Genomic DNA, 22180 nt, shown 5'->3' with positions numbered 1-22180 from the left:
CCGGGTATCCTTTCCACCTGATGTCCGACCTTGTCCATGCCAGCCGCGAAGCCCTCAGCGAAGGCGGCGCGCTCGCCTCCCATCTGGATGCATTCGTTCCGCGTCCTGCGCAGCTGCGCCTGACCGAGGCCATTGCCGCATCGATGCAGCAGCGCGACCTGCTGCTCGCCGAAGCCGGTACCGGCACCGGCAAGACCTTTGCCTATCTGGTGCCGGTGCTGCTGTCCGGAATGCGCACCATCATTTCCACCGGTACCCGCGCGCTGCAGGACCAGCTCTATCACCGTGACCTGCCGCGCGTGCGCCAAGCGCTGGGCGTCGGCCTGCGCAGCGCGTTGCTGAAGGGACGCAGCAACTACCTGTGCCGCTATCGCCTGCAGCAGGCACGCGGTGAACCGCGATTCTCCAGCCCCGAACAGGCGGCACAGTTCCAGCGCATCCTGGCCTGGTCCGGCCGCTCGGATTCGGGCGATATCGCTGAACTCGATGGCCTGGCCGATGACTCGCCGCTGCTGCCGATGGTCACCTCCACCGTCGACAACTGTCTGGGCAACGAGTGTCCCTTCTGGGATGACTGCTTCGTCGTGCGTGCCCGCCAGCGTGCTCAGGCCGCCGACCTGGTCGTGGTCAACCACCATCTACTGCTCGCCGATCTCGCGCTGAAGCAGGAGGGCTTCGGTGAGCTGTTGCCCGGCGCGCAGGCCTTCGTCATCGACGAGGCCCATCAGTTGCCCGAGCTGGCCGCGCAGTTCTTCGGCGAGGGCTTCGGCATGCGCCCCTGGCAGGAGCTGGGCCGTGACTGTCTGGTTGAAGCGCGCGGCGTGGGTGGCGCGCAGTCGGCATTGCAGGAACCGGTCGATCATCTGCAGCAGGCCTTGTCTGCGCTGCGTGCTGCGATGGAGGGCTTGCCCGCGCGCGGTACGCAGTGGCGGGCGTTGGCAATGCCGCAGGTGCGCGAGGGTTTCGATGCGGTGATGTCCAGCCTGGTGGTGCTGGAGCAGGCACTGCAACCGCTGCGCGAAGCCGCTGCCGGCCTGGATGCCTGTCATGCACGCGCGCGTGAGGCGATCTCGCGGCTGGGCCGTTGGCTCGGCGATGAAGAGCCCGCACTCGACTTCGATGCCGATCCCGCCGAAACGAGCGCCGCCGCCGGCGACGTGCTCTGGTACGAGTTGACCCCGCGCGGTTTCCGCTGCCAGCGCACGCCGATGGATGTGTCCGCGCCGCTGCGCGAACATCGCGAGCGCAGCCATGCCGCATGGATTTTCACCTCGGCCACGCTGACCGTTGGCGGCGGCTTCGAGCACATCGCCACGCGCCTGGGCCTGGACGATCCGCAGACACTGGTGCAGCCCAGCCCGTTCAACTGGCCCGAGCAGGCACTGTGCTATCTGCCTGAAGGTCTGCCCGATCCGGCCGCGCGCGGTTTCGGAACCGCATTGATCCAGGTGCTGCGCCCGGTGCTGCAGGCGTCGCAGGGCAGGGCGTTCCTGTTGTTCGCTTCGCATCGTGCGCTGCGCGAAGCAGCCGAGGCATTGCGTGATGGACCCTGGCCGCTGTTCGTGCAGGGCGAAGCGCCGCGCGCGACCCTGCTGCAGCGTTTCCGCGAATCCGGCAATGGCGTGCTGCTGGGATCGGCCAGCTTCCGCGAGGGTGTGGATGTGGTTGGCGAGGCATTGAGCGTGGTGGTGATCGACAAGCTGCCCTTCGCTACGCCCGATGATCCGGTGTATGAAGCGCGGCTGGAAGCAATCCGTACCCAGGGCGGCAATCCGTTCCGCGACGAGCAGTTGCCGCAGGCGGTCATTGCCCTGAAGCAGGGCGTTGGCCGGCTGATCCGCAGCGAGACCGACCGCGGCGTGCTGGTGCTGTGCGACCCGCGTCTGCTCAACCGTGGCTATGGCAAGGTCTTCCTGCAGTCGCTGCCGCCGTTCCGGCGAACCCGGGCACTGGCCGATGTGCAGGCCTTCTTTGCGCCACAATGGGCCCCCGTGGCAGATGCCGCAGCCCCGACCGCCGCCGTGGCGGGCCCGGAGCCGGCCCCCGGTGCCACGTTCCCCCTGTTCTGACCCGATCCGATGAAACTGCTCGCCTTTGAAACCGCCACCGAAGCCTGTTCCGTAGCCCTGCATGTCGATGGGCAGGTACTGGAACGCTTCGAGATCGCCCCCCGCCGGCATGCCGAACTGAGTCTGCCGTGGGCGGAGGAGCTGCTGGCCGAGGCCGGCATCAGCCGCCGCCAGCTGGACGGCATCGCACTCAGTCGTGGTCCCGGTGCGTTCACCGGCGTGCGCCTGGCGATCGCCTTGGCGCAGGGCATCGCGCTGGCGCTGGATCGCCCGTTGCTGCCGGTGTCGACGCTGCAGGTGCTGGCACTGCGCGCGCCGATGGAAGAGAAGCAGATCCTGTCGGCGATCGATGCGCGGATGGGCGAGTTGTACGTGGCACGTTTCGAGCGCGTGGATGGACTGCCGGTGGCGCGTGATGCCGAGCGCGTGTGCGTACCGACGGCGGTGTCGTTGCCGGAAGACGCATCCGTCTACGGCGTCGGCACCGGTTTTGCCGCGGCGGAGGGCGCGCTGGTCGCGCAGCTGGGTGCGGGTCTGCGCCGCTTCGATGCGACGGCGCTGCCGCATGCAGCGGATGTGCTGGCACTGGCGGTGCCGGCGTTCGCACGCGGCGAAGGTATTGCTGCGGAGAAGGTCGAGCCGGCGTACCTGCGTGACAACGTGGCGCTGACGCTGGTCGAGCAGCAGGCTGCGCGGGACGCGAAGGCGAAAGCCAACGGCTGAGCCCCTCGTGGCGTGTCGCTGAAAGCAGAAGCCGTGGGTTGGCCGGGCGGGTGGGCTGCGCAGGGTACGCTGCAAGTACGTCCATGTAAGCTCGGTCGCCGCATCCATGCGGCTCACGCCCCTGCGCAGCCCACCCGCCCGGCCACGGACAGTTTCCGTGCGCGTCCGCCACGCAAAATCAAAAAAACAAGATCGAAGTCAAAAGCAGATCGCTTCGCTCGCATCCACGCATGGCGTGGATCTACTGTGCAGGCATGGCGTGGATACGTCGTGTCGACCAAGGTCGACACCTACCAACAGCAAAGATGCGCCGCGATCTGTCAGAGGTGGGGCGGTGTGGGCTTGCAGGACCGTTGGCGCCATGGATGGCGCCATCGAGCCCCCATGGACGGGTTTACGGCGTGTCCTGCAAGCCCACACCGCCCCGCCAAACCAACAGCCCAACCGCCGCTCTTGATCTTGCCGTTGCAGTGGCAGTTGCTTCCAGCGGGTCCCGGGCCGCAGGCCCGGGCAGAAAACCTTACCGGTCGTCGCGCAGTTCGCCGCCCGGCAGGAACACCCACGTGCGCGTGACCTGCAGAATGTCGATCTGATCGTCGCTGTCGGGCAACGGCGGGAACGGCTGCGCCAGCTGGATCACCCGCAGCGCCGCCTCATCCAGCAGGGGCGTGCCGCTGGAGCGCAGGATGCGGCTGCTTTCCACGCTGCCATCGCGGCGCACCCCCACGCTGATCACCACCTGTCCACCCAGCCGGCGCTGTCGTGCTTCGTCGGGGTAGTTCAGGTTGCCGACCTGCTCTGCGCGGTCCACCCACGCGCGAAGGTAATTGGCATAGGCGTATTCGCGCGTACTGGCCGAAACGAATTTCCGGTTCGGGCGCTTGGCGTACTGCGCCGAACGCAGGTGCACTTCCGCCGCCAGCCGCGCCATCTCGGCATCGCGTTGTTCGCGTGCGGTCAGTGGTGCATCCGGCGTGGGCTGCAGCGGGGTAGGGCGCGACTGCGCCAGCGCCACCGTGTCCTCGCCATTGCGGCTGCTGACCACGCGCGCCTGCGGCGGCGGCACCGGTGCTGCCGACTGTTGCTGCTGCGGTACCGGGCTGATGCCGGACTGCGCCTGCGGCACGATGCCGGCCTGGTTGTCGCGTGGGCGCTGCGCACGATCATGTTCGCCACCGCCCTCCTGGCTGGCGGCGGCCAGGAAATCCGCCTGCTTCGGGGTCAACGCGGTGCGGGTCTGGCTGAAGATCACTTCGAGGGTCGGCACCAGTGGCGCATCGCCTTTCACGGCAAAGCCGACCCCGAGGATCAGCAGGGCGTGCACCAGCACCGACAGGGCGATGGTGGCGCCCAGCCGCTGCGCTTCGCGCGGCGGCGGGGCGAGGACGGCAGGTGCGGCATCCATCAGTGCAGATCGGCCTCGATCGCGTCGAACAGGGTGCCGGCAATGTTCAGGCCGTACTGCGCGTCCAGTTCGCGCACGCAGGTCGGGCTGGTCACGTTGACCTCGGTCAGGTAGTCACCGATGACGTCCAGGCCGACGAAACGCATGCCACGACGCTTCATCTCCGGGCCGACCTGGGCGGCGATCCAGCGGTCGCGTTCGCTCAGCGGGCGGCCTTCGCCGCGGCCACCGGCGGCCAGGTTGCCGCGGAACTCATCGCCCTGCGGAATGCGCGCCAGGCAGTAGTCGACCGGCTCGCCATCGACCAGCAGGATGCGCTTGTCGCCGGCGGTGATGTCGGGGATGAACTTCTGGGCCAGGGCCAGCTTGCGGCCGCCGTCGGTCAGCGTTTCCAGGATCACGTTCAGGTTGGGGTCGCCCTGGCCGCTGCGGAAGATCGAGCGCCCACCCATGCCATCCAGCGGCTTCAGCACGGCCTGGCCATGCTCCAGCGCGAAGGCCTTCAGCGCCTTGGCATCGCGGCTGACCAGGGTCGGCGGGCAGCACTGCGGGAACAGCAGCGCGGCCAGCTTCTCGTTGTAGTCGCGCAGGCCCTGCGGGTTGTTGACTACGCAAGCACCGGCGGCGGCGGCAACATCCAGTACCTGGGTGTCGTAGACGTACTCCGCGTCGACCGGTGGGTCCTTGCGCATCAGCACGATCTGGCCGGGGCCGAATTCAGTCCGGCTGAATGCGCCCAGCTCGTACCAGCCGGCCGGGTCGTCGCGCACCTGCAGGGGGGCGGTCCAGGCCACGGCCAACCCGCCTTCCAGCGCCAGTCCGCCCGGGCGCACGTAGTGCAGGGCGTGGCCGCGGCGCTGGGCTTCCAGCAGCATGGCGAACGTGGTGTCCTTGGCGATCTTGATGTGGGCGATGGGATCCATCACCACGATGACGTTCAACGGCATGGGCGCACCTGTCAGGCAAGGCGTTGATGGTAGCGGCAACGCCGGCTGTGCGCCTCCCCGGCGATGTGCAACGCAGCGTCCCTTGCCCGGCTGCGCAGTGATTGCCAATCCGGTCACGTTCAGCCCGGCGCCACGCCCCGCGCCACGGACCGCCCTTGAAGCGGGCGCGGGAAGTGCGATATAGATACGCTTTCGCAGCGGCTCCCGCCAAAGATTGGGCCGCGCGCTTGGGGAATGGCAATGACTGAAAACACGACTGCGGGCGGGGAGCTCGCAGGACTCCGGGTGATGGTCATCGATGACTCGAAGACCATCCGCAGGACTGCGGAAACACTACTGAAGCGCGAAGGCTGCGAAGTAGTGACCGCAACGGACGGTTTCGAGGCCTTGGCCAAGATTGCCGACCAGCAGCCGCAGATCATCTTCGTCGACATCATGATGCCGCGCCTGGATGGCTACCAGACCTGCGCACTGATCAAGGGCAACCAGCTGTTCAAGGCGACCCCGGTGATCATGCTGTCGTCCAAGGATGGTCTGTTCGACAAGGCGCGGGGGCGCATCGTCGGCTCGGAGCAGTACCTGACCAAGCCATTCACGCGCGAAGAACTGCTGGGTGCCATCCGCACGTACGTCAACGCCTGACCAGGGGGGAAAGGCACAATGGCTCGTATCGTCCTGATCGAGGATTCACCGACCGACCGCGCGGTGTTCACCCAATGGCTGCGCCGTGCCGGCCATGAGGTGCTGGAAGCGGACAATGCCGAAGATGGCCTGCAGCTGGTCCGCGACCAGGTGCCGCAGCTGGTCCTGATGGACGTGGTGCTGCCGGGCATGAGCGGTTTCCAGGCGACCCGGGCGATGGCCCGCGACGCCGCGATCAAGCACATCCCGGTCATCATCGTCAGCACCAAGGCGATGGAAACCGACAAGGCCTGGGGGCTGCGCCAGGGCGCCGCCGATTACATCGTCAAGCCGCCGCGCGAGGAAGAACTCATCGCGCGGATCAACGAGCTGGTGGCCTGATGCGCTCGCCCTTCGACATTCTTGAAGCCTACGAACGGCGCAGCCTGGCCCACGCGGTGCAGCTACCCGGGCGACAGTTCGCCCAGGACCTGTGGCGTGGCGTCGGATTCCGTGTCGGCCAGCGCCGGCTGGTGTCCGATTTCCGCGAAGTGGTGGAGATCGTACCGATGCCGCCGGTGACCCCGGTGCCCTGCGCGCAGCCATGGCTGCTGGGCGTGGGCAACCTGCGCGGCAACCTGTTCCCGGTGGTCGACCTGAAGTACTTCCTGGAAGGTGCGCGCACCGTCCAGCAGGAAGGCCAGCGCGTGCTGATCATGCGCCAGGCCGGTGGCGACGTCGCCCTGACCATCGACGAACTGTTCGGCCAGCGCAGTTTCGAGCTGACCCAGCAGATCGAGGCCGGTTCACTGGCCGAAGGACGCTACGGGCACTTCGTCGATCGCGCTTTCCATGCCGATGGCAACGACTGGGGCGTGTTCTCGCTCTCGCTGCTGTCGCGTACCCCTGAATTCCGGCAAGCCGCGGCCTGAGGCCGGGCATCGCCCCCTGCATTGAAAATCGAGGTTGAACGATGAGTACTGCTTCGGATGCCACCAAGACCGGCAAGCTGCGGCTGGGCGGCAGCAACCTCTGGCTGGCGCTGTTGGCGCTGTCGATGATCCTGTTCGGCGTGAACACGGGTGTGTCCACCTGGCAGGGCAGCCGCCTGGCCGATGCCGGCTCCAAGGCAGCGGACCTGCAGGTGCTGTCGCAGCAGCTGGCCAACCAGGGTCGTGACGCGGTCGGCGGCAACGCGCAGGCCTTCACCGCCTTCAAGGCCACCCGCAACGCGATCGAGCAGAACGTGTCGACCCTGCAGGGGCGCTACGGCAACGAGCCGGGCGTCTCCGGGGCGATCTCGACCCTGGCCGACACCTGGACGCCGCTGGGCAAGCAGGCCGGCCAGCTGGTCGCCAGCGAGCCGGCGGTGCTGGCCCTGGCCGGCAACGCCAACAACTTCTCCGGTGCGGTGCCGGGCCTGCAGGCCCAGTTGAACGAACTGGTGCGTGCGATGTCCGCCTCCGGCGCCCCGGCGTCGCAGGTCTACAGTGCCCTGCAGCAGGTGGTGGTGGCCGGTTCGATGGCCCGTCGCGTGACTGAAATCCGTGCCGGCGGCACGGCTGCGGCCGCTGCCGGCGACGCGCTGGCCCGCGACATCACCGTGTTCTCGCAGGTGCTCGATGCGCTGCGCAATGGCAACGAGGATCTGGGCATCACCGCCGTGCGCGGCGCTGCCGCCGTTGCGGCGCTGGAGCAGTCGCAGCAGAAGTGGGAGGCGATGAAGCAGGACGCCGACGCGATCCTGGCCAGCTCGCGCCAGCTGTTCGCCGCGCAGTCCGCTGCCGCCACGCTGGGCCAGGGTTCGGCGAAGATGCTGACCGACAGCCGCAAGCTGTTCGAAGCGTTCTCCTCGTTCGGCTCGGTGTCCGACACCCGCCTGTTCCCGAATTTCTGGATCGGCGTGGTATCCGGTGCGCTGTCGCTGATCGCGATCATCGGCTTCGTCTCCACCAACGTGCGCAGCCGCTCGCGCGAACAGGAACTGCGCTACCAGACCCAGGTGGAGTTCAACAGCCGCAACCAGCAGGCGATCATGCGGCTGCTGGATGAAATCTCCTCGCTCGGTGAGGGCGACCTGACCGTGAAAGCCTCGGTGACCGAGGACATGACCGGCGCGATCGCAGACGCCATCAACTACGCGGTGGATGAACTGCGCCACCTGGTGACCACCATCAACGACACCTCGGCCAAGGTCGCGCTGTCGACCCAGGAAACGCAGGCAACGGCGATGCAGCTGGCCGAAGCGGCCGGCCACCAGGCCAACCAGATCACCTCGGCATCGGACCGGATCGGCGAAATCGCCGCCAGCATCGAGCAGGTATCGCGCAACTCGGCCGAGTCGGCCGACGTGGCACAGCGTTCGGTGGTGATCGCCGCCGAGGGTGCCGGCGTGGTCCGCGAGACCATCCAGGGCATGGACCAGATCCGCGACCAGATCCAGGAAACCTCCAAGCGCATCAAGCGCCTGGGCGAGTCCTCGCAGGAGATCGGCTCGATCGTGGAACTGATCAACGACATTTCCGAGCAGACCAACATCCTGGCGTTGAACGCGGCCGTGCAGGCGGCGTCGGCCGGTGAAGCCGGTCGCGGTTTCGCGGTCGTGGCCGACGAAGTGCAGCGCCTGGCAGAGCGCACCTCCGGTGCGACCCGACGCATCGAGAACCTGGTCCAGGCCATTCAGGCCGATACCAACGAAGCGGTCACCTCCATGGAACAGACCACCGCCGAAGTGGTGTCCGGTGCACGCCTGGCCGAAGACGCCGGTACCGCACTGACCGAGATCGAGCGCGTGTCCAACGCACTCAACACCCTCATCAAGAACATCTCCATCGCCGCGCAGCAGCAGTCGTCGGCGGCGTCGGACATCACCCGCACGATGGGCGTGATCCGCCAGATCACCGGCCAGACCTCGCAGGGTGCCGGGCAGACCGCCGAGTCGATCGGCCACCTGGCGCAGCTGGCGGCCGACCTGCGTCGTTCGGTCGCCGACTTCAAGCTGCCGGCGTGACACGGGCAGGGCGGCGAGCAAGGAACCAGTCGATGAAGCATTTCCATTTCCCACGCCAGGATCCGCGCGACCGTCGCGCGGCGGCGACCGGAGCGCATCCATGAGCAGCCTGCGCGATGCGATGAGCCACGCGGCCCTGGGCTGGGTCAAGCCCGAGCTGGACGAGACCCTGCGCCTGGTGCGCAACGAGGTCGAGTACTTCGCCGAAGACCCGGGCGACAGCAGCCGCATGCGCATCTGCGCCGGCTATCTGCACCAGGTGCAGGGCACGCTGCGCATGGTTGAACTGTATGCACCGGCGATGGTGGCCGAAGAGCTGGAACAGCTCGCCATTGCTGTCGGCAAGGGCGAGGTGGCCGAGCGCGATGAGGCCTGCGCTACCCTGATGCGCGGCAGCGTGCTGCTGCCCGATTACCTGGAGCGCCTGCAGAACGGGCACCGTGACATTCCGATCGTGCTGCAGCCGCTGCTCAACGAGATCCGCGCCGCACGTGGCGAAGCGCTGATCAACGACAGCGTGCTGTTCGCGTTCGCGCCCGATTCGGTGACCGCCACCGAAGCGGAGCTGGACCACGCGCGTGGCAGCCTCAGCGGCCGCAACCGCGAACTGCTGGATACCGTCGGCAACGCGGTCAAGGAAGAACTGCTGCAGGTCAAGGACGCCCTGGACCTGCACCTGCGTACCGACGGCGCGCCGCAACAGCTGCAGGAGCAGGTGACCAAGCTGGGCTCGGTGGCCGATACGCTGGGCATGCTCGGCCTGGGCGCCGCGCGCGGCGTGGTCGTGCAGCAGCGTGATGCACTGCGCGGGGTTGTCGAAGGCCGCCAGCAGATCGACGAAGACATGCTGCTGGATATCGCCGGTGCGCTGCTTTATGTCGATGCATCGCTGGACGACCAGGTCGCACACCTCGGTGCCAGTGGCAGTGGCCAGGATGATCCGAGCGCGGTGGAGAACCGGCGCACGGTGGAAGTGCTGGCGCACGAGGCGATCGCCAATTTCGCCGCCGCCCGCGAGCATTTCGTCGCCTTCATTGAAACCAGCTGGAACCACGCGGAGCTGCAGGACGTGCCGCGCCTGCTCGGCGATGTTTCCGGCGCATTGCGCATGCTCGACCTGGGCACCGCCGCCGACTACCTGCGCGGCGTGCAGCAGTACATCGAAGCTGAACTGATCGGTCGCCAGCGCGTGCCCAGTGGACGCCAGCTGGACACCTTGGCCGATGCCATGGCCAGCCTGGAGTACTACCTGGAAGCGCTGCGCGACCGCCGTCCGGGTCGCGAAGACATCCTCGACATCACCCGCAGCAGCCTGGAAGCGCTGCGCTACTGGCCGCTGCCCGAGCGCGGCGTGGCCGCAGCCGAGCAGGTGCAACCGGTCGAGCGCGAAGCCGTGCCCGTGTCGGCCGTTCCGCTGCAGATCGAACCGCTGGACGCCATCGTGCAGGCCGCCGCGCCGACACCGGGCGACGTGCCCGCCTCGCTGCCCGATTTCACCTTTGATCCGCTGCCGGAGGCCCCGGCCGCCGACAATGGCCTGATGTTCGGATCGCTGGCTACGCCGGCTGTCCCTGCCGAACCGCGCGACACCCCGGCGCCACTGCTGTTTGCCGCCTCCAGCGCACCCGCGCCGGAAGTGCCGCAATGGGAACTGGGCGGGTTCGACGCGCCGGCAGGTACGGCTGCCGAACACAGCGACGAGCGTGCACCGACCTTCGCCAGCTTCGATCCGGTCAGCTTCGATCCGCTGTCCGCCGAGCAGTCCAATACCGCTGCCTGGACGTTGTCCGAAGCGCCGGTGCTGGAACACGGCAACGCGCAGGTAGCCACCGTGGACGGCAACGATGACGCCTTCCTGGCGACGTCGTTGGACGAGGCGTCGTTGGCTGCGCCGCTGGATGCGGTCATTTCGCCGGCATTCGATCCGGTTGCCGCCGAACAGGACGGCCAGCCGCAGCCGAACGACGATGTGGTGTTCCGTTTCGACAGCAGCCTGCTGGACAACGCCGATGACGTGCTGTCGCTGGAGGCGATGGAAACGCTGTCGCTGGACGACGAACAGGAGTCGCCTGCGACGCTGGAACTCATTGATGCAGTTGCGGTGCCGCAGTTCGACGACGGCCTGGCCATTGCCGAATTGACCGACGCCACCGCCGAGACCGAGGCTGAGGCTTACGTTGAACCGGTCGCTGATCTGCGCGCGCCCGAAGACCTGCCGGCATCGGCGGCTGCGCCGACCGTGTCTCTGGTCGATGTGGATACCATCGCGCCGATCGACTTCAGCGAGGCCGATGCGCAGTTCTTCGCAGAGCTGAATGCCGCCGCCGCCGACTTCAATCCCCAGGCCATGCAGGCAACTGCCGGGCCGGCCGAAACCGTACCGCCGGCCGTGGCCGAGGGCGGGTTCGATGCGGGTTTCGACGACGATGCCGAAAACATCGACCAGGACATCCGCGAGGTGTTCCTGGAAGAATTCGACGACGAGCTCGGCAATCTCGGTACGCTGCTGCCGGCATGGCGCATGCAGCCGGACAACATGGATCGGCTGCGGCCGATCCGGCGCATCTTCCACACACTGAAGGGCAGTGGCCGCCTGGTCGGCGCACGTACCCTGGGTGAGTTCGCGTGGAAGATCGAGGGCATGCTCAATCGCGTGCTCGATGGCACCCGTGCCCCCACGCCGGCGGTGCTGGCGATGGTCGATCACGCATACACGGCACTGCCGCAGTTGAACGCGGCACTGCGCGACGGGCAGCGTGTCAGTGTGGACCTGCAGGCGATGCAGGCCATCGCCGATCGCGTAGGTGCAGGCGAAGAGACGTTCTACGTTGCGCTGCCGGGCGCTGCTGCACCGGCGCTGGTGACAGCGGCCGATGCTGTCGAGCCCGTTGGCAGCGCCGAGCCGGTTGTCGACGCCCCGGCAGAGAGCGCTGTCGAAGCGGCGGGTACGCCGGCCAACATCGACAGCGTGCTGCGCGAAATCCTGGAAGCCGAGGTGGAACTGCACCAGGCCACGCTGCAGGGCTGGTTGCGCTCGGCGCAGCAGGCGCCGCAGCCGGTCAGCGATGCGCTGCTGCGTGCGGTGCACACCATGAACGGCGCCTTCGCGATGACCGAAGTGCCGGAAATCACCGCCGTTACCGGCGGCGCCGAGTCGTACATCAAGCGCGCGCTGGCCGCCGAGGTGGTGCCCGGTGATGACGCCGTGGCGGCCCTGGACGAGACCGCGCAGGCGATCAACGCGACCATGGACGCGCTGCAGGCCGAGCAGCCGCGGATTGCGCCGCAGGCTGAACTGGCGCAGCGCCTGCAGGCGCTGGCCGGTGAACTGCCGGAAGCACGCTGGCCGATGACCGGGCTGGACGTCGAGGATGAAGACGAAGACGACCAGCTGCTTTCGCTGGTCGCCGATGCCGATACCGATGTGGACGTGTCGACGCATGAGGTCGGGATCGAGCCGGAAGCCGGGCGTGATACCGATAATGTCGATACCGACGTGCTGGATGCAGTGCAGGTCAGCGAGGACGCGTTGAGCGACGCGGGCCTGGAGTCCGCTGAGTTGACCGGCAGCGATGATCTGTCGCGTTACTTCGACGCAGGGTGGCCTTCGATGCCGGACGCCCCGGCACCGGAATCGACGTTGGAAGTGGCTGCTTCCACGCTCGTTGCCGCGGAGATTGAAGCCGGACAGGCGGTGGCGGCATCGGAAGACACTGCGTTGGAAGACGCCGCGTTGACTGCGGTGGACGATCTGTCGCCGTATCTGGACGCCAGCGCGCTGCCGGTTGACGACCGCGACCCGGATGTCGCAAACGACCTGAATACGCCGCTGCCGTTCACACCTGAAACAGCGGTGGATGACGACGCTGCTGCAGTGCCACTCGACAGCGAGCTGTCCAGCCTGCAGGATGAAATGGCTGTGCCGGGCTTCGCAGACCCGGTCACGCTGGAAGCCGCGCTCGAGGCCGGCCTGCACGTGATCGACGAGGAGCAGGGCCGGGACGAAGACGGACAATGGCCCGTGCTCGGCCTGCAGGCCAGCGAACTCGCGCCTGGCGAGGCGGAAGCCTTTGCCGAGGATGCGGACGTCGGCGGGGAGGCGGCGGTCGGTGAAGGAGAGAGCACTGACCAGCCGTCCCCGGCGACGGTGGAAGACGCCGAGTCCACGGACTCGACGCAGGACGCCGTTTCGCCCTCTCGTTTCTTCGAACTGGAAGATGCTCCGGGCCAGCCTACCGTGGCGGACAGCGGCATGATCGTGGTGCCGGTCGCGATGGAGGCTGCGGCGATCGACGCCGAACCTGTCACCGTCGACAGCGCCGATGCGGTGGTGCCGGCGGATACGGCTGTACTCGAGGCCCAGACCGAGTCCGAGTCCGAAGACAGCGCCGACCTGCTCGACTTCAGCGTCTATGACCGCGAGCTGGTCGACATCTTCGTCGAGGAAGGCAAGGACCTGCTGGATCATTGCGATGGGCTGATCAGCGAACTGCGCGAAGCGCCGCAGGATCGCGAAGCCCTGGCCGGCCTGCAGCGCGATCTGCATACGCTGAAGGGTGGCGCGCGCATGGCGGGCATCAACGCCATCGGCGATCTCGGCCACAGCATCGAATCGCTGCTGGAGGCTGTCGCCGGCGGGCGCACCGAGATCGAACGTCGTGACGTGCAGATGCTGGAGCGCGGTTTCGACCGCCTGCACCAGCTGCTGACGCGCACTGGTGAACATCGCGTTGTCGAGCCGGCACAGGATCTGCTCGATGCCTTTGAAGCACGGACCACGACCGACATCGCCGCCGCTGCCAGCGCAGCTGCAGCCGCTGCTGCCACCGAGGCGGAGCAGACTCCGCAGGTCACTCCGGCCGTGGCCGTGGTCGACGCCCCGTTGTCGGCACCGTTGCCGGTGGAAGGCTCCACCGAAGAAGACCCGCTGGCCCGTCCGCAGCAGGAACAGGTGCGTGTGCGCGCCGACCTGCTTGACCGCCTGGTCAACCACGCCGGCGAAGTGGCGATCTACCGTTCGCGCCTGGAACAGCAGCTCGGTGCCTTCCGCGGCGCGATGGGCGAGCTGGAACGCACCAACGCGCGTCTGCGCGACCAGCTGCGTCGCCTGGACCTGGAAACCGAGGCGCAGATCGTTGCCCGCTACCAGCGCGAGCAGGACCAGGCCGACCACAAGTTCGATCCGCTGGAACTGGACCGTTTCTCCACCCTGCAGCAGCTCAGCCGCGCGCTGAACGAGTCCGCCGCCGATCTGGGTGGCCTGCAGGGCGTGCTGGACGATCTGTCGCGCCAGTACGATTCGCTCCTGCAGCAGCAGTCGCGTGTCAGTTCGGAACTGCAGGACGGCCTGATGCGCGCGCGCATGGTGCCGTTCGACGGCCTGGTGCCGCGCCTGCGCCGGGTGGTCCGCCAGGCCGGCATGGACACCGGCAAGCAGGTCCACCTGACCCTGGAAGGCACCCACGGCGAACTCGACCGCAACGTGCTTGATCGCATGGTCGCGCCGCTGGAGCACATGCTGCGCAACTCGGTTGCCCATGGCCTGGAAGCGCCGGAACAACGTCGTGCCGCCGGCAAGCCGGAAGAGGGCGAAATCGCCATCCGCCTGCACCGTGAAGGCTCGGAAATCGTGCTGGACGTGGCCGACGACGGCGCGGGCCTGGATCGTGAGGCAATCCGCCGTCGCGCCATCGAACGCGGCTTGCTGCCTGCCGATGCGCAGCCGAGCGAGCAGGAACTGGACAACCTGATCTTTGCTTCGGGCTTCTCCACTGCCGACCAGGTCAGCCAGCTGGCGGGCCGTGGCGTCGGCATGGACGTGGTCGGCAACGAAGTGCGCCAGCTCGGCGGCTCGGTCGATATCCAGTCGGTACGTGGCCAGGGCGTGCGTTTCACCCTGCGCCTGCCGCAGACGCTGGCGGTCACCCAGGCGGTGTTCGTGCAGATCGGCGAAACCACCTTCGCAGTACCGGTGGCGTCGGTCAGTGGCATTGGACGGCTGTCGCACGAACGCTTCGAAGCGGCCGACAGCAGCTACCGCTACGGCGGCGAAGACTATCCGCTGTACGACCTCGGCAGTCTGGTCGGCCAGGCGCCGGCGCGCGCCGACGGCCAGGCCCAGGTGCCCTTGTTGCTGGTCCGCGCGGGCGACCTGCGCGCCGCCGTTGCGATCGACCAGGTGCTGGGCAACCGCGAAGTCGTGGTCAAGCCGGTGGGCCTGCAGATCGCCTCGGTACCGGGCATCTATGGCGCCACCATCACCGGCGATGGCCGCGTGGTGGTGATCCTGGACGTGGCCCCGCTGGTGCGTCGCTTCCTGGCCAACCCGACCGCGCCGGTGCTGGTCAATGCACCCCGTCAGGAACGCCAGGTGCCGTTGGTGATGGTGGTGGACGATTCGCTGACCATGCGCAAGGTCACCGGCCGCATCCTGGAGCGTCACAACTTCGAGGTGAGCGTCGCCCGCGATGGCGTCGAAGCCCTGGAACAGCTGGAAGAGCGCGTGCCGGACCTGATGCTGCTGGATATCGAAATGCCGCGGATGGACGGTTACGAGCTGGCTACCGCAATGCGCGCCGACCCGCGCTACAAGGACGTGCCGATCGTGATGATCACCTCGCGCAGCGGCGACAAGCACCGCCAGCGCGCCTTCGAAATCGGTGTGCAGCGCTACCTGGGCAAGCCGTACCAGGAGCTGGACCTGATGCGTAACGTGTACGACTTGCTGGGGATTGCCCGTGTCCGTGAGTGACCTCGATCCGGTTCCGGCCGTAGCCCTGCTGGCCCGCCCGGGCGCGGCGCGCGAGCGCCTGCGCGAGGCGTTGGCCCATGCCGACGTGCAGATCGTGCTGGAAGACGATCCCATCACGCTGGAACCGCAGGCGCTGCAGGATGCACGCCCGCAGTTCGTGGTGATCGCGCTGGAAGCGGCCATTGAAGATGCGTTGGAGCGCCTGGAACCGGCGCTGTCGGCACCCGGGTTGACCCTGGTGTTCGACGAGGCTGAACTGGCCGCGCGCCGCGATGGGTGGGAAGCGCAACGCTGGGGCCGCCACCTGGCCGCCAAGCTGCACGGCCACCAGCAGGTGCTGCCGCCGGGTGCCGAGGACGAACCGGCACTGCAGCTTGAGCCGGGCCGGCCGTCGACGCCGCCGCCGGTGCCGAAGGAAGCCGCGCTGCAGCCGCACCTGGAACAGGCCCGTTCGTGGGCCGACGACGTGCCGGCAGATGGCCTCTATTCGCCGCCGGCACATCTGCATGAGCCGATCGCGCTGGAGCAGGCACTGGCGGCGCTGCAGCCGGTGCTGGCGGAGACGGCGACGCCCGCTGATGCAGCGGCTGCACCGCCGCCGGTGCCGGCAGCTCCACCGACGGCGTTCACCGATCACACGGCCTGGTCGCTGGTCGACGAGGCCAGCGACGCGCCGGCAGAGCCGCGTGCTGCTGCGACGGTCGCGGCGCCGGAACCGGCGTTCGACACCGAGCATCTGTCACTGGTCGACCTGGACGCCGCCGCACCCGCAGGCAGCCGCGCCGGTGCGCTGCTGGTCCTGGCCGGTATCGGCGGCCCCGATGCGTTGCGCCGCCTGCTCGCGGCACTGCCCAGCGGGCTGGCCGTGCCGGTTCTGGTGCACATGCGCCTGGACGGCGGCCGCTACGGCAACCTGGTCAAGCAGATGGCGCGCGTATCACCGCTGCCGGTGCAGTTGGCCGAAGCCGGCCAGCGCGCCACCGCGGGCGAAGTGCATGTGCTGGCCGATGACATCGGCGTGCACGCTGCTGCCGACGGCCTGTATTTCCAGACCGAAGCGCAGGGCATCTCGATTGCCGCGCTGTCGGCCGAGCACAGCGCGCTGGTGCTGCTCAGTGGTGCCGATCTGGCCCATGTCGGCCCGGCGCTGGATCTTGCCGCCGCCGGCGCCTGGGTAGCCGGGCAGGTGGGCGAAGGCTGCTACGACCCGGCTGCGGCAACGGCCGTGGTCGCAGCCGGCATGGTGGCCGGTGAACCGCAGGAACTGGCGCAGGTGATCGCCGCGCGCTGGGGCCTGGATGACGACGGAGATGCCGCATGAGCTACGCCAGCAATGATGAGATCCGCGGCGTCCTGATCTCGGCCGGTGCCGAACGGGTCCTGCTGCCCAATGCCACCGTGGCCGAGATGATGTCGCGGGTGCCGGTGCAGGCGGTGGACGACGCTCCGCGCTGGCTGGTGGGTGAGATCGGCTGGCACGGCTGGCAGGTGCCGCTGGTGTCGTTCGCACGGCTCTCCGGGTTGGGCGAAGAGACGGTGGCCGGCCACAACAAGGTGGTGGTGCTCAAGACACTCAGCGGCAACCCGGAGCGTCCCTACTACGCGCTGTTGACGCAGAGCTTCCCGCAGCTGATCTCGGTACCGCGCGATGGCCTGCTGGCCGACGCGTCCGAGGAAAACCTGCCCGACATCGTGCACATGCGCGTGTTGCTGGGTGAACAGAGCGCGCTGTTGCCGAATCTCGACGCACTGGAAGCCGCGCTGGATTCGCTGACGGCGTGACCGGAATCCGCCGGGCATGGCCCGGCGCTACCGCAGGCGTTCCGGATATCGGGTAGCGCCGGGCCATGCCCGGCGAGCGCAGTGGTCGCGCGATCCGTCGCTTATCCCAGATCGCCCAACCGTGCCTGCAATGCCGCGATCGCGGCCAGGCCTGCGGTTTCCGTGCGCAGGATACGTGGGCCCAACTGCAGGCCCTGGAAGCCTGCGGCCGCCAGCTGTTCACGGTCACGTGGCGACCAGCCACCTTCCGGGCCGATGGCGATCACCACGCCGCCGGCGGGCGCCGCCTGCAGTGTCGACAGCCGGTGCGCTCCCAGCGGGTCCAGGGTCAACCGCAACGTGTCGGCGGGCAGTGCCGCGCTGGCCTGCGCCAGCGACTGCGGCGGCCCTACCTGCGGAATGCGCGCACGGCCGGACTGCCCGCAGGCCGACTGCACCACGTTGTTCCAGTGCGCCACGCGCTTTTCCGCGCGTGCTGCATCCAGCTTCACCTCGGTACGCTCGGCATTCACCGGAACGATCGCGCTCACCCCCAGTTCGGTGGCCTTCTGCAGGATCAGATCCATCTTCTCGCCGCGTGCAATGCCCTGCAGCAGGGTGATGGTCAGCGGCGATTCGTTGCCGATCGGCTGCACCTGGTCGATGCGCGCCTGCACTTCGCGCTTGCCGGCCAGCGTCAGCGTCGCGGTATAGTCGTGGCCATCGCCGTTGAACAGCACGCAGGTGTCACCCTCTCGCAGGCGCATCACCCGCACCAGGTGGTTGGCCGTCTCTTCCGGCAGGGTCACGGTCTGGCCGCTGTGCAGCGCCAGGTCGATGGGGCAGCGGGTCACGCGCATGCAATCGCCTCGTCGATGGCTGCCAGCGTCGTATGCGCCAGCAGCTCCAGTTGTTCGTCGTCCACGCAGTACGGTGGCATCCAGTACAGCACGTTGCCCAGCGGGCGCAGCACCACACCGCGCTTCAGCGCCGCCTTGTAGGCATGCAGCCCCAGCTTCAGCGCCGGATCGAAGGGCGTGCGCTTGTCGCCGTTGCGGGTCAGTTCGAAGGCCACCACCATCCCGGCCTGGCGCACATCGGCCACGTGTGGATGGTCGGCGAACGGTGCGGCCAAGGTTCCCATCACCGAGGCGATGCCGCGGTTGCGCGCGATCACATCGTCGTCGCCGAAGATGTCCAGCGTGGCCAACGCCGCCGCACAGGCCAGCGGGTTTCCCGTATAGCTGTGCGAATGCAGGAAGGCACGTTCGCGCGAATCATCAAGGAACGCGTCATACAGCGCCTGCGTGGCCAGCACCGCAGCCAAGGGCAGGAAACCGCCGGTCAGGCCCTTGGACAGGCACAGCAGATCAGGCATCACCCCGGCCTGCTCGCAGGCGAACATCGTGCCGGTGCGGCCGAAGCCGGTGGCGATCTCGTCGGCGATCAGGAAGGCGCCATGGGCGTCGCACAGTTCACGCACGCGCTGCAGATAGGCCGGATCGTGCATGCGCATGCCACCGGCGCACTGCAGCCGTGGCTCCAGGATCACCGCGCAGATTTCGCCCGGATGCTGGTCGAACAGCGTGGCAAGGCCGTCGGCGGCCTGGCGTGCGCGGTCGGCCGCACTCTGTCCGGGCTCGGCCAGGTAGGCGTCGGGCGAGGGCGCGAACAGGCCCTCGGCCAGCAATGGCGCATAGACGCGGCGATACAGCGGGATGTCGGCCAGTGCGAGGGCGCCCAGCGTCTCGCCGTGGTAGCCGTTCTCCAGCGAGACGAAGCGCGTGCGCCGGGTCTCACCGCGGTTCTGGAAATACTGGAAGGCCATCTTCAGCGCCACTTCGACGCCGGCCGAGCCGTTGTCGGCGTAGAACACCTTGGCCAGCGGCGCGCGGCCGGGCTGGCGCGGCGCCAGGGCCAGCAGGCGTTCAGCCAGGGTGATCGCCGGTTCATGGCCGAAGCCGGCCAGCATCACCTGTTCCAGCTGCCCGGCCTGGGCGGCGATGGCACCGCCGATGCGCGGCTCGGCATGGCCGAACAGGTTGGTCCACCAGCTGCTGACGGCATCCAGGTAGCGGTTGCCGTCGTGATCGATCAGCCAGGCGCCTTCGCCGCGGGCGATCGGCACCAGCGGCAACGTGTGCGGATGCTCGCGCATCTGCGTGCACGGGTGCCATAGGACCTGGAGGTCGCGTTGCCGCCAGTGCTGGACCAGCGGAGAGGGGGTTGGGTCTGCTAGCATTTCGGGCTCATGAACATGTTGCTGCCTGCACATTCTATCGGCCTCGGCGCATGCGCCGGTTGCCACGGAGATTCCGCATGAACGATGACCGCGCCAGGCGTCCTCTGCCGATCATCCATCGGATCACCGACGAGGAGAACGGGCCCTTCCAGCGCCAGCACCTGGACCTGGAGTTCTCCAACGGCGAACGCCGTCGCTTCGAACGCTTGGTCAGCCGTGGCCATGGCGCGGTGGTGGTGGTGCCGATGCTCGATGATGAAACCGTGCTGCTGGTGCGTGAATACGCGGCCGGCATGCATCGCTACGAGCTTGGCCTGGTCAAGGGCCGGATCGATGCCGGCGAAACGCCGGAGCAGGCCGCCGACCGTGAGCTGAAGGAAGAGGCCGGGTATGGCGCACGGCAGGTCGACGTGCTGCGCGCGATGACCCTGGCGCCGACCTACATGAGCCATCAGTCCTGGCTGGTGGTCGCGCGCGACCTGTATCCGGAGAAGCTGGCCGGAGACGAGCCGGAAGAGCTGGAAGTGGTGCCGTGGAAGCTGGCCGATCTGGACCAGCTGATGCTGCGCGAGGACTTTTCCGAAGGGCGTTCGCTGGCGGCGCTGTTCATCGCCCGCCAGTGGCTGCAGGGAGCACGATGATCAAGCTGACCACGGAACTGCGCGAGACCGCGATCGCCATCGCCCAGGAAGCCGGGCAGGCCATCATGCAGATCTACAGCAACGGTTTCGACGTGACACTCAAGGACGACGACAGCCCGGTCACCGCTGCCGACCTCGCTGCCGACCGGGTGATCCAGCAGGGGCTGCGGCAGCTGACCCCGGACCTGCCGATCCTGTCGGAGGAGTCGCCGCTGGTGCCGTGGGAGCAGCGCCAGCACTGGGGCGCGTACTGGCTGGTCGATCCGCTGGATGGCACCCGTGATTTCGTCAAGCGCAATGGCGAGTTCAGCGTCAACATTGCGCTGATCTACCAGGGTGCTCCGGCCTTCGGCGTGGTCCAGTCGCCGGTCACCGGTATTGTCTGGCACGCGATGCGGGGCGAGCTGGCGTATCGCCGGCAGGGCGTACATGACACCGTACTGCGTACCCGTACACCCGCGACTGCGCCGCTGCGGGTCGCCGCCAGCCGTTCGCATCGCTCAGCCGAGACGAATGCGTTGCTGGCCCGGATGGGCGACATCGAGACCGTGGTGCAGGGCTCGTCGCTGAAGTTCTGCCGGATCGCCGAAGGCGGACTGGATGTCTATCCGCGGCTGGGCCCGACCTCCGAATGGGATACCGCTGCTGGCCAGTGCGTACTGCACGCGGCCGGTGGTGCGGTGCTCTCGGTCGGCACCGGCAAGCCGTTCCGCTACAACCGCCGGCCGACGCTGTTGAACGGCGAGTTCATGGCGCTGGGCGATACCAGCCTGCCGTGGCGCGACTGGTTGTCTGATTGATGCTGGAGAAACGCATGAGCACGCACGACACCCCTGCCACCGGCGACGCCAGCGCGGAGCTGGAGCGCCTGCTGGCCATCATGGCGCGCCTGCGCGACCCACAGGGCGGTTGCCCCTGGGACCTGGAGCAGAACTTCGCCACCATCGCCCCCTATACGATCGAAGAAGCCTATGAGGTGGCCGATGCGATCGATCGGGGCGATCTTGACGACCTTTGCGATGAACTGGGGGACCTGCTGCTGCAGGTGGTGTTCCATGCGCGCATGGCCGAAGAGCAGGGCGCGTTTGCCTTTGCCGAGGTCGCGCGCGCGATCAGCGACAAGATGCAACGGCGGCACCCGCATGTGTTCGCCGATGTCAGCGTCGACGATGCTGATGGTGTGATGCGCAACTGGGACGCGATCAAGCGTGCCGAGCGCGCGGCCAAGGGTGAGCGGGACACCTCGGCGCTTGCGGGCATCTCGCGTGGCCTGCCGGAATGGCAGCGGGCGGTGAAGCTGCAGTCTCGCGCAGCCAAGGTCGGTTTCGACTGGCCCGGCCCGCTGCCGGTGCTGGACAAGGCAGCCGAGGAACTGCAGGAACTGCGCGAGGAGTTCGAGCGCGGTGACATCGCCGGCAACAAGGCGCGCCTGCAGGAGGAACTGGGTGACCTGCTGTTTGTCTGCGCCAACCTGGCACGGCATGCGGACATCGATCTGGGTGCCGCGCTGCGTGGGGCCAACCACAAGTTCGAACGTCGCTTCCGGTCGATGGAGGCGCAGGCCGAGGCACACGGCGATTCGCTGGCTGCACTCGATCTGGATGCGCAGGAAGCGCTCTGGCAGCACGCCAAGGCTGCGGAAAAAGCGTGAAAACGCTGGGTCTGTTCCTGCTGACCGCGCTGGCCGAGATCGTCGGCTGTTACCTGCCCTGGCTGTGGCTGCGCAGGGGCGGCAGCATCTGGCTGCTGCTGCCGGCGGCGGCCAGCCTGGCGTTGTTCGCCTGGCTGCTGACCCTGCACCCGACCGCCAGCGGCCGCGTTTACGCCGCGTATGGTGGCGTGTACATCGGCACGGCGCTGTTCTGGCTGTGGCTGGTCGACGGCATCCGTCCCAGCCGCTGGGACATGCTGGGTGCTGCACTCTGCCTGGCCGGCATGGCGGTGATCATGTTCGGGCCGCGGCAGCCGGGGTAAGCCGCGGCGGTGTAGAGTCGAGTGATGTTCGACCGC

General features: G+C 67.9%; 17 protein-coding genes. 13 read left to right on the top strand and 4 right to left on the bottom strand.

The annotated features are described in order from the left end of the window. Positions 1-20: 20 nt before the first annotated feature. Positions 21-2069: an ATP-dependent DNA helicase gene (locus QP457_RS16750; RefSeq protein WP_205405157.1), complete on the top strand. Its 2049-nt coding sequence runs from the start codon at positions 21-23 to the stop codon at positions 2067-2069. Between the two features lie 9 nt (positions 2070-2078). Further along, positions 2079-2792 carry a tRNA (adenosine(37)-N6)-threonylcarbamoyltransferase complex dimerization subunit type 1 TsaB gene (gene tsaB, locus QP457_RS16745; RefSeq protein WP_205405156.1) on the top strand — a complete coding sequence of 238 codons (714 nt, stop codon included), beginning with the start codon at positions 2079-2081 and terminating at the stop codon, positions 2790-2792. A gap of 520 nt (positions 2793-3312) precedes the next feature. On the opposite strand, the gene QP457_RS16740 is transcribed toward tsaB, so the two are convergent. Together QP457_RS16740 and gshB are read right to left on the bottom strand one after the other, a co-directional pair. Beyond that, a complete protein-coding gene (locus tag QP457_RS16740; protein WP_205406159.1) occupies positions 3313-4197 on the bottom strand; it encodes an energy transducer TonB in 885 nt (294 codons plus the stop codon). Further along, positions 4197-5144: a glutathione synthase gene (gshB, locus tag QP457_RS16735; protein ID WP_205406158.1), complete on the bottom strand. Its 948-nt coding sequence runs from the start codon at positions 5142-5144 to the stop codon at positions 4197-4199. Before gshB ends, QP457_RS16740 begins: the two co-directional genes overlap by 1 nt. Positions 5145-5384: 240 nt before the next feature. On the opposite strand from gshB, the gene pilG reads away from it, so the two are divergent. From pilG to QP457_RS16700, 7 genes are all read left to right on the top strand, one after another. Next, positions 5385-5786, top strand: a complete 402-nt coding sequence (gene pilG / locus QP457_RS16730) for a twitching motility response regulator PilG (protein WP_005418455.1) — start codon at positions 5385-5387, stop codon at positions 5784-5786. An 18-nt stretch (positions 5787-5804) separates the two neighbouring features. Further along, positions 5805-6167: a response regulator gene (locus tag QP457_RS16725; protein ID WP_025877749.1), complete on the top strand. Its 363-nt coding sequence runs from the start codon at positions 5805-5807 to the stop codon at positions 6165-6167. Beyond that, complete coding sequence (locus QP457_RS16720) at positions 6167-6697, top strand: chemotaxis protein CheW (protein WP_025877750.1); 531 nt, start codon at positions 6167-6169, stop codon at positions 6695-6697. The genes QP457_RS16725 and QP457_RS16720 overlap by 1 nt, the downstream gene beginning before the upstream one ends. A 41-nt stretch (positions 6698-6738) precedes the next feature. Next, positions 6739-8775 carry a methyl-accepting chemotaxis protein gene (locus tag QP457_RS16715; RefSeq protein WP_205406157.1) on the top strand — a complete coding sequence of 679 codons (2037 nt, stop codon included), beginning with the start codon at positions 6739-6741 and terminating at the stop codon, positions 8773-8775. A gap of 100 nt (positions 8776-8875) precedes the next feature. Next, positions 8876-15526 (top strand): Hpt domain-containing protein, encoded by a 6651-nt coding sequence (locus QP457_RS16710; RefSeq protein ID WP_205406156.1) that lies wholly within the window; start codon positions 8876-8878, stop codon positions 15524-15526. Beyond that, complete coding sequence (locus tag QP457_RS16705; RefSeq protein ID WP_100554178.1) at positions 15513-16847, top strand: chemotaxis protein CheB; 1335 nt, start codon at positions 15513-15515, stop codon at positions 16845-16847. Before QP457_RS16710 ends, QP457_RS16705 begins: the two co-directional genes overlap by 14 nt. Then, positions 16844-17308 carry a chemotaxis protein CheW gene (locus tag QP457_RS16700; RefSeq protein WP_205406155.1) on the top strand — a complete coding sequence of 155 codons (465 nt, stop codon included), beginning with the start codon at positions 16844-16846 and terminating at the stop codon, positions 17306-17308. The genes QP457_RS16705 and QP457_RS16700 overlap by 4 nt, the downstream gene beginning before the upstream one ends. Positions 17309-17409: 101 nt before the next feature. On the opposite strand, the gene QP457_RS16695 is transcribed toward QP457_RS16700, so the two are convergent. Both QP457_RS16695 and bioA read right to left on the bottom strand, forming a co-directional pair. Then, positions 17410-18147, bottom strand: coding sequence for a 16S rRNA (uracil(1498)-N(3))-methyltransferase (locus tag QP457_RS16695; protein ID WP_180166102.1), 738 nt, complete (start codon positions 18145-18147; stop codon positions 17410-17412). Beyond that, on the bottom strand, positions 18138-19529 hold the full coding sequence (gene bioA / locus QP457_RS16690) for an adenosylmethionine--8-amino-7-oxononanoate transaminase (RefSeq protein WP_218946662.1): 1392 nt from the start codon (positions 19527-19529) through the stop codon (positions 18138-18140). Before bioA ends, QP457_RS16695 begins: the two co-directional genes overlap by 10 nt. 77 nt (positions 19530-19606) lie before the next feature. On the opposite strand from bioA, the gene nudE reads away from it, so the two are divergent. Genes nudE through QP457_RS16670 form a run of 4 tightly spaced genes read left to right on the top strand, consistent with a single transcriptional unit; the run spans position 19607 to position 22144 of the window. Then, positions 19607-20170, top strand: coding sequence for an ADP compounds hydrolase NudE (gene nudE / locus QP457_RS16685; RefSeq protein ID WP_088100969.1), 564 nt, complete (start codon positions 19607-19609; stop codon positions 20168-20170). Further along, on the top strand, positions 20167-20970 hold the full coding sequence (cysQ, locus tag QP457_RS16680) for a 3'(2'),5'-bisphosphate nucleotidase CysQ (protein ID WP_089236523.1): 804 nt from the start codon (positions 20167-20169) through the stop codon (positions 20968-20970). Before nudE ends, cysQ begins: the two co-directional genes overlap by 4 nt. Positions 20971-20984: 14 nt before the next feature. After that, complete coding sequence (gene mazG / locus QP457_RS16675; RefSeq protein WP_205406154.1) at positions 20985-21821, top strand: nucleoside triphosphate pyrophosphohydrolase; 837 nt, start codon at positions 20985-20987, stop codon at positions 21819-21821. Continuing rightward, positions 21818-22144, top strand: coding sequence for a YnfA family protein (locus QP457_RS16670; RefSeq protein WP_180166110.1), 327 nt, complete (start codon positions 21818-21820; stop codon positions 22142-22144). Before mazG ends, QP457_RS16670 begins: the two co-directional genes overlap by 4 nt. The last annotated feature ends 36 nt before the right edge of the window (positions 22145-22180 follow it).

Source organism: Stenotrophomonas sp. As-7 (assembly GCF_030291015.1).
Classification (GTDB): Bacteria; Pseudomonadota; Gammaproteobacteria; order Xanthomonadales; family Xanthomonadaceae; genus Stenotrophomonas; species Stenotrophomonas lactitubi.
The sequence above is the reverse complement of the archived record's forward strand: the minus strand, read 5'-3'. Positions and strand labels throughout refer to the sequence as shown.

Bases quoted from the DNA above. Each gene is read 5' to 3' on its own strand.
- QP457_RS16700 (WP_205406155.1), top strand. From the start codon at position 16,844: ATGAGCTACGCCAGCAATGATGAGATCCGCGGCGTCCTGATCTCGGCC.
- QP457_RS16720 (WP_025877750.1), top strand. From the start codon at position 6,167: ATGCGCTCGCCCTTCGACATTCTTGAAGCCTACGAACGGCGCAGCCTG.
- nudE (WP_088100969.1), top strand. From the start codon at position 19,607: ATGAACGATGACCGCGCCAGGCGTCCTCTGCCGATCATCCATCGGATC.
- QP457_RS16750 (WP_205405157.1), top strand. From the start codon at position 21: ATGTCCGACCTTGTCCATGCCAGCCGCGAAGCCCTCAGCGAAGGCGGC.
- cysQ (WP_089236523.1), top strand. From the start codon at position 20,167: ATGATCAAGCTGACCACGGAACTGCGCGAGACCGCGATCGCCATCGCC.
- tsaB (WP_205405156.1), top strand. From the start codon at position 2,079: ATGAAACTGCTCGCCTTTGAAACCGCCACCGAAGCCTGTTCCGTAGCC.
- QP457_RS16695 (WP_180166102.1), bottom strand. From the start codon at position 18,147: ATGCGCGTGACCCGCTGCCCCATCGACCTGGCGCTGCACAGCGGCCAG.
- gshB (WP_205406158.1), bottom strand. From the start codon at position 5,144: ATGCCGTTGAACGTCATCGTGGTGATGGATCCCATCGCCCACATCAAG.
- QP457_RS16740 (WP_205406159.1), bottom strand. From the start codon at position 4,197: ATGGATGCCGCACCTGCCGTCCTCGCCCCGCCGCCGCGCGAAGCGCAG.
- QP457_RS16710 (WP_205406156.1), top strand. From the start codon at position 8,876: ATGAGCAGCCTGCGCGATGCGATGAGCCACGCGGCCCTGGGCTGGGTC.
- QP457_RS16725 (WP_025877749.1), top strand. From the start codon at position 5,805: ATGGCTCGTATCGTCCTGATCGAGGATTCACCGACCGACCGCGCGGTG.
- pilG (WP_005418455.1), top strand. From the start codon at position 5,385: ATGACTGAAAACACGACTGCGGGCGGGGAGCTCGCAGGACTCCGGGTG.
- mazG (WP_205406154.1), top strand. From the start codon at position 20,985: ATGAGCACGCACGACACCCCTGCCACCGGCGACGCCAGCGCGGAGCTG.
- QP457_RS16715 (WP_205406157.1), top strand. From the start codon at position 6,739: ATGAGTACTGCTTCGGATGCCACCAAGACCGGCAAGCTGCGGCTGGGC.
- bioA (WP_218946662.1), bottom strand. From the start codon at position 19,529: ATGCTAGCAGACCCAACCCCCTCTCCGCTGGTCCAGCACTGGCGGCAA.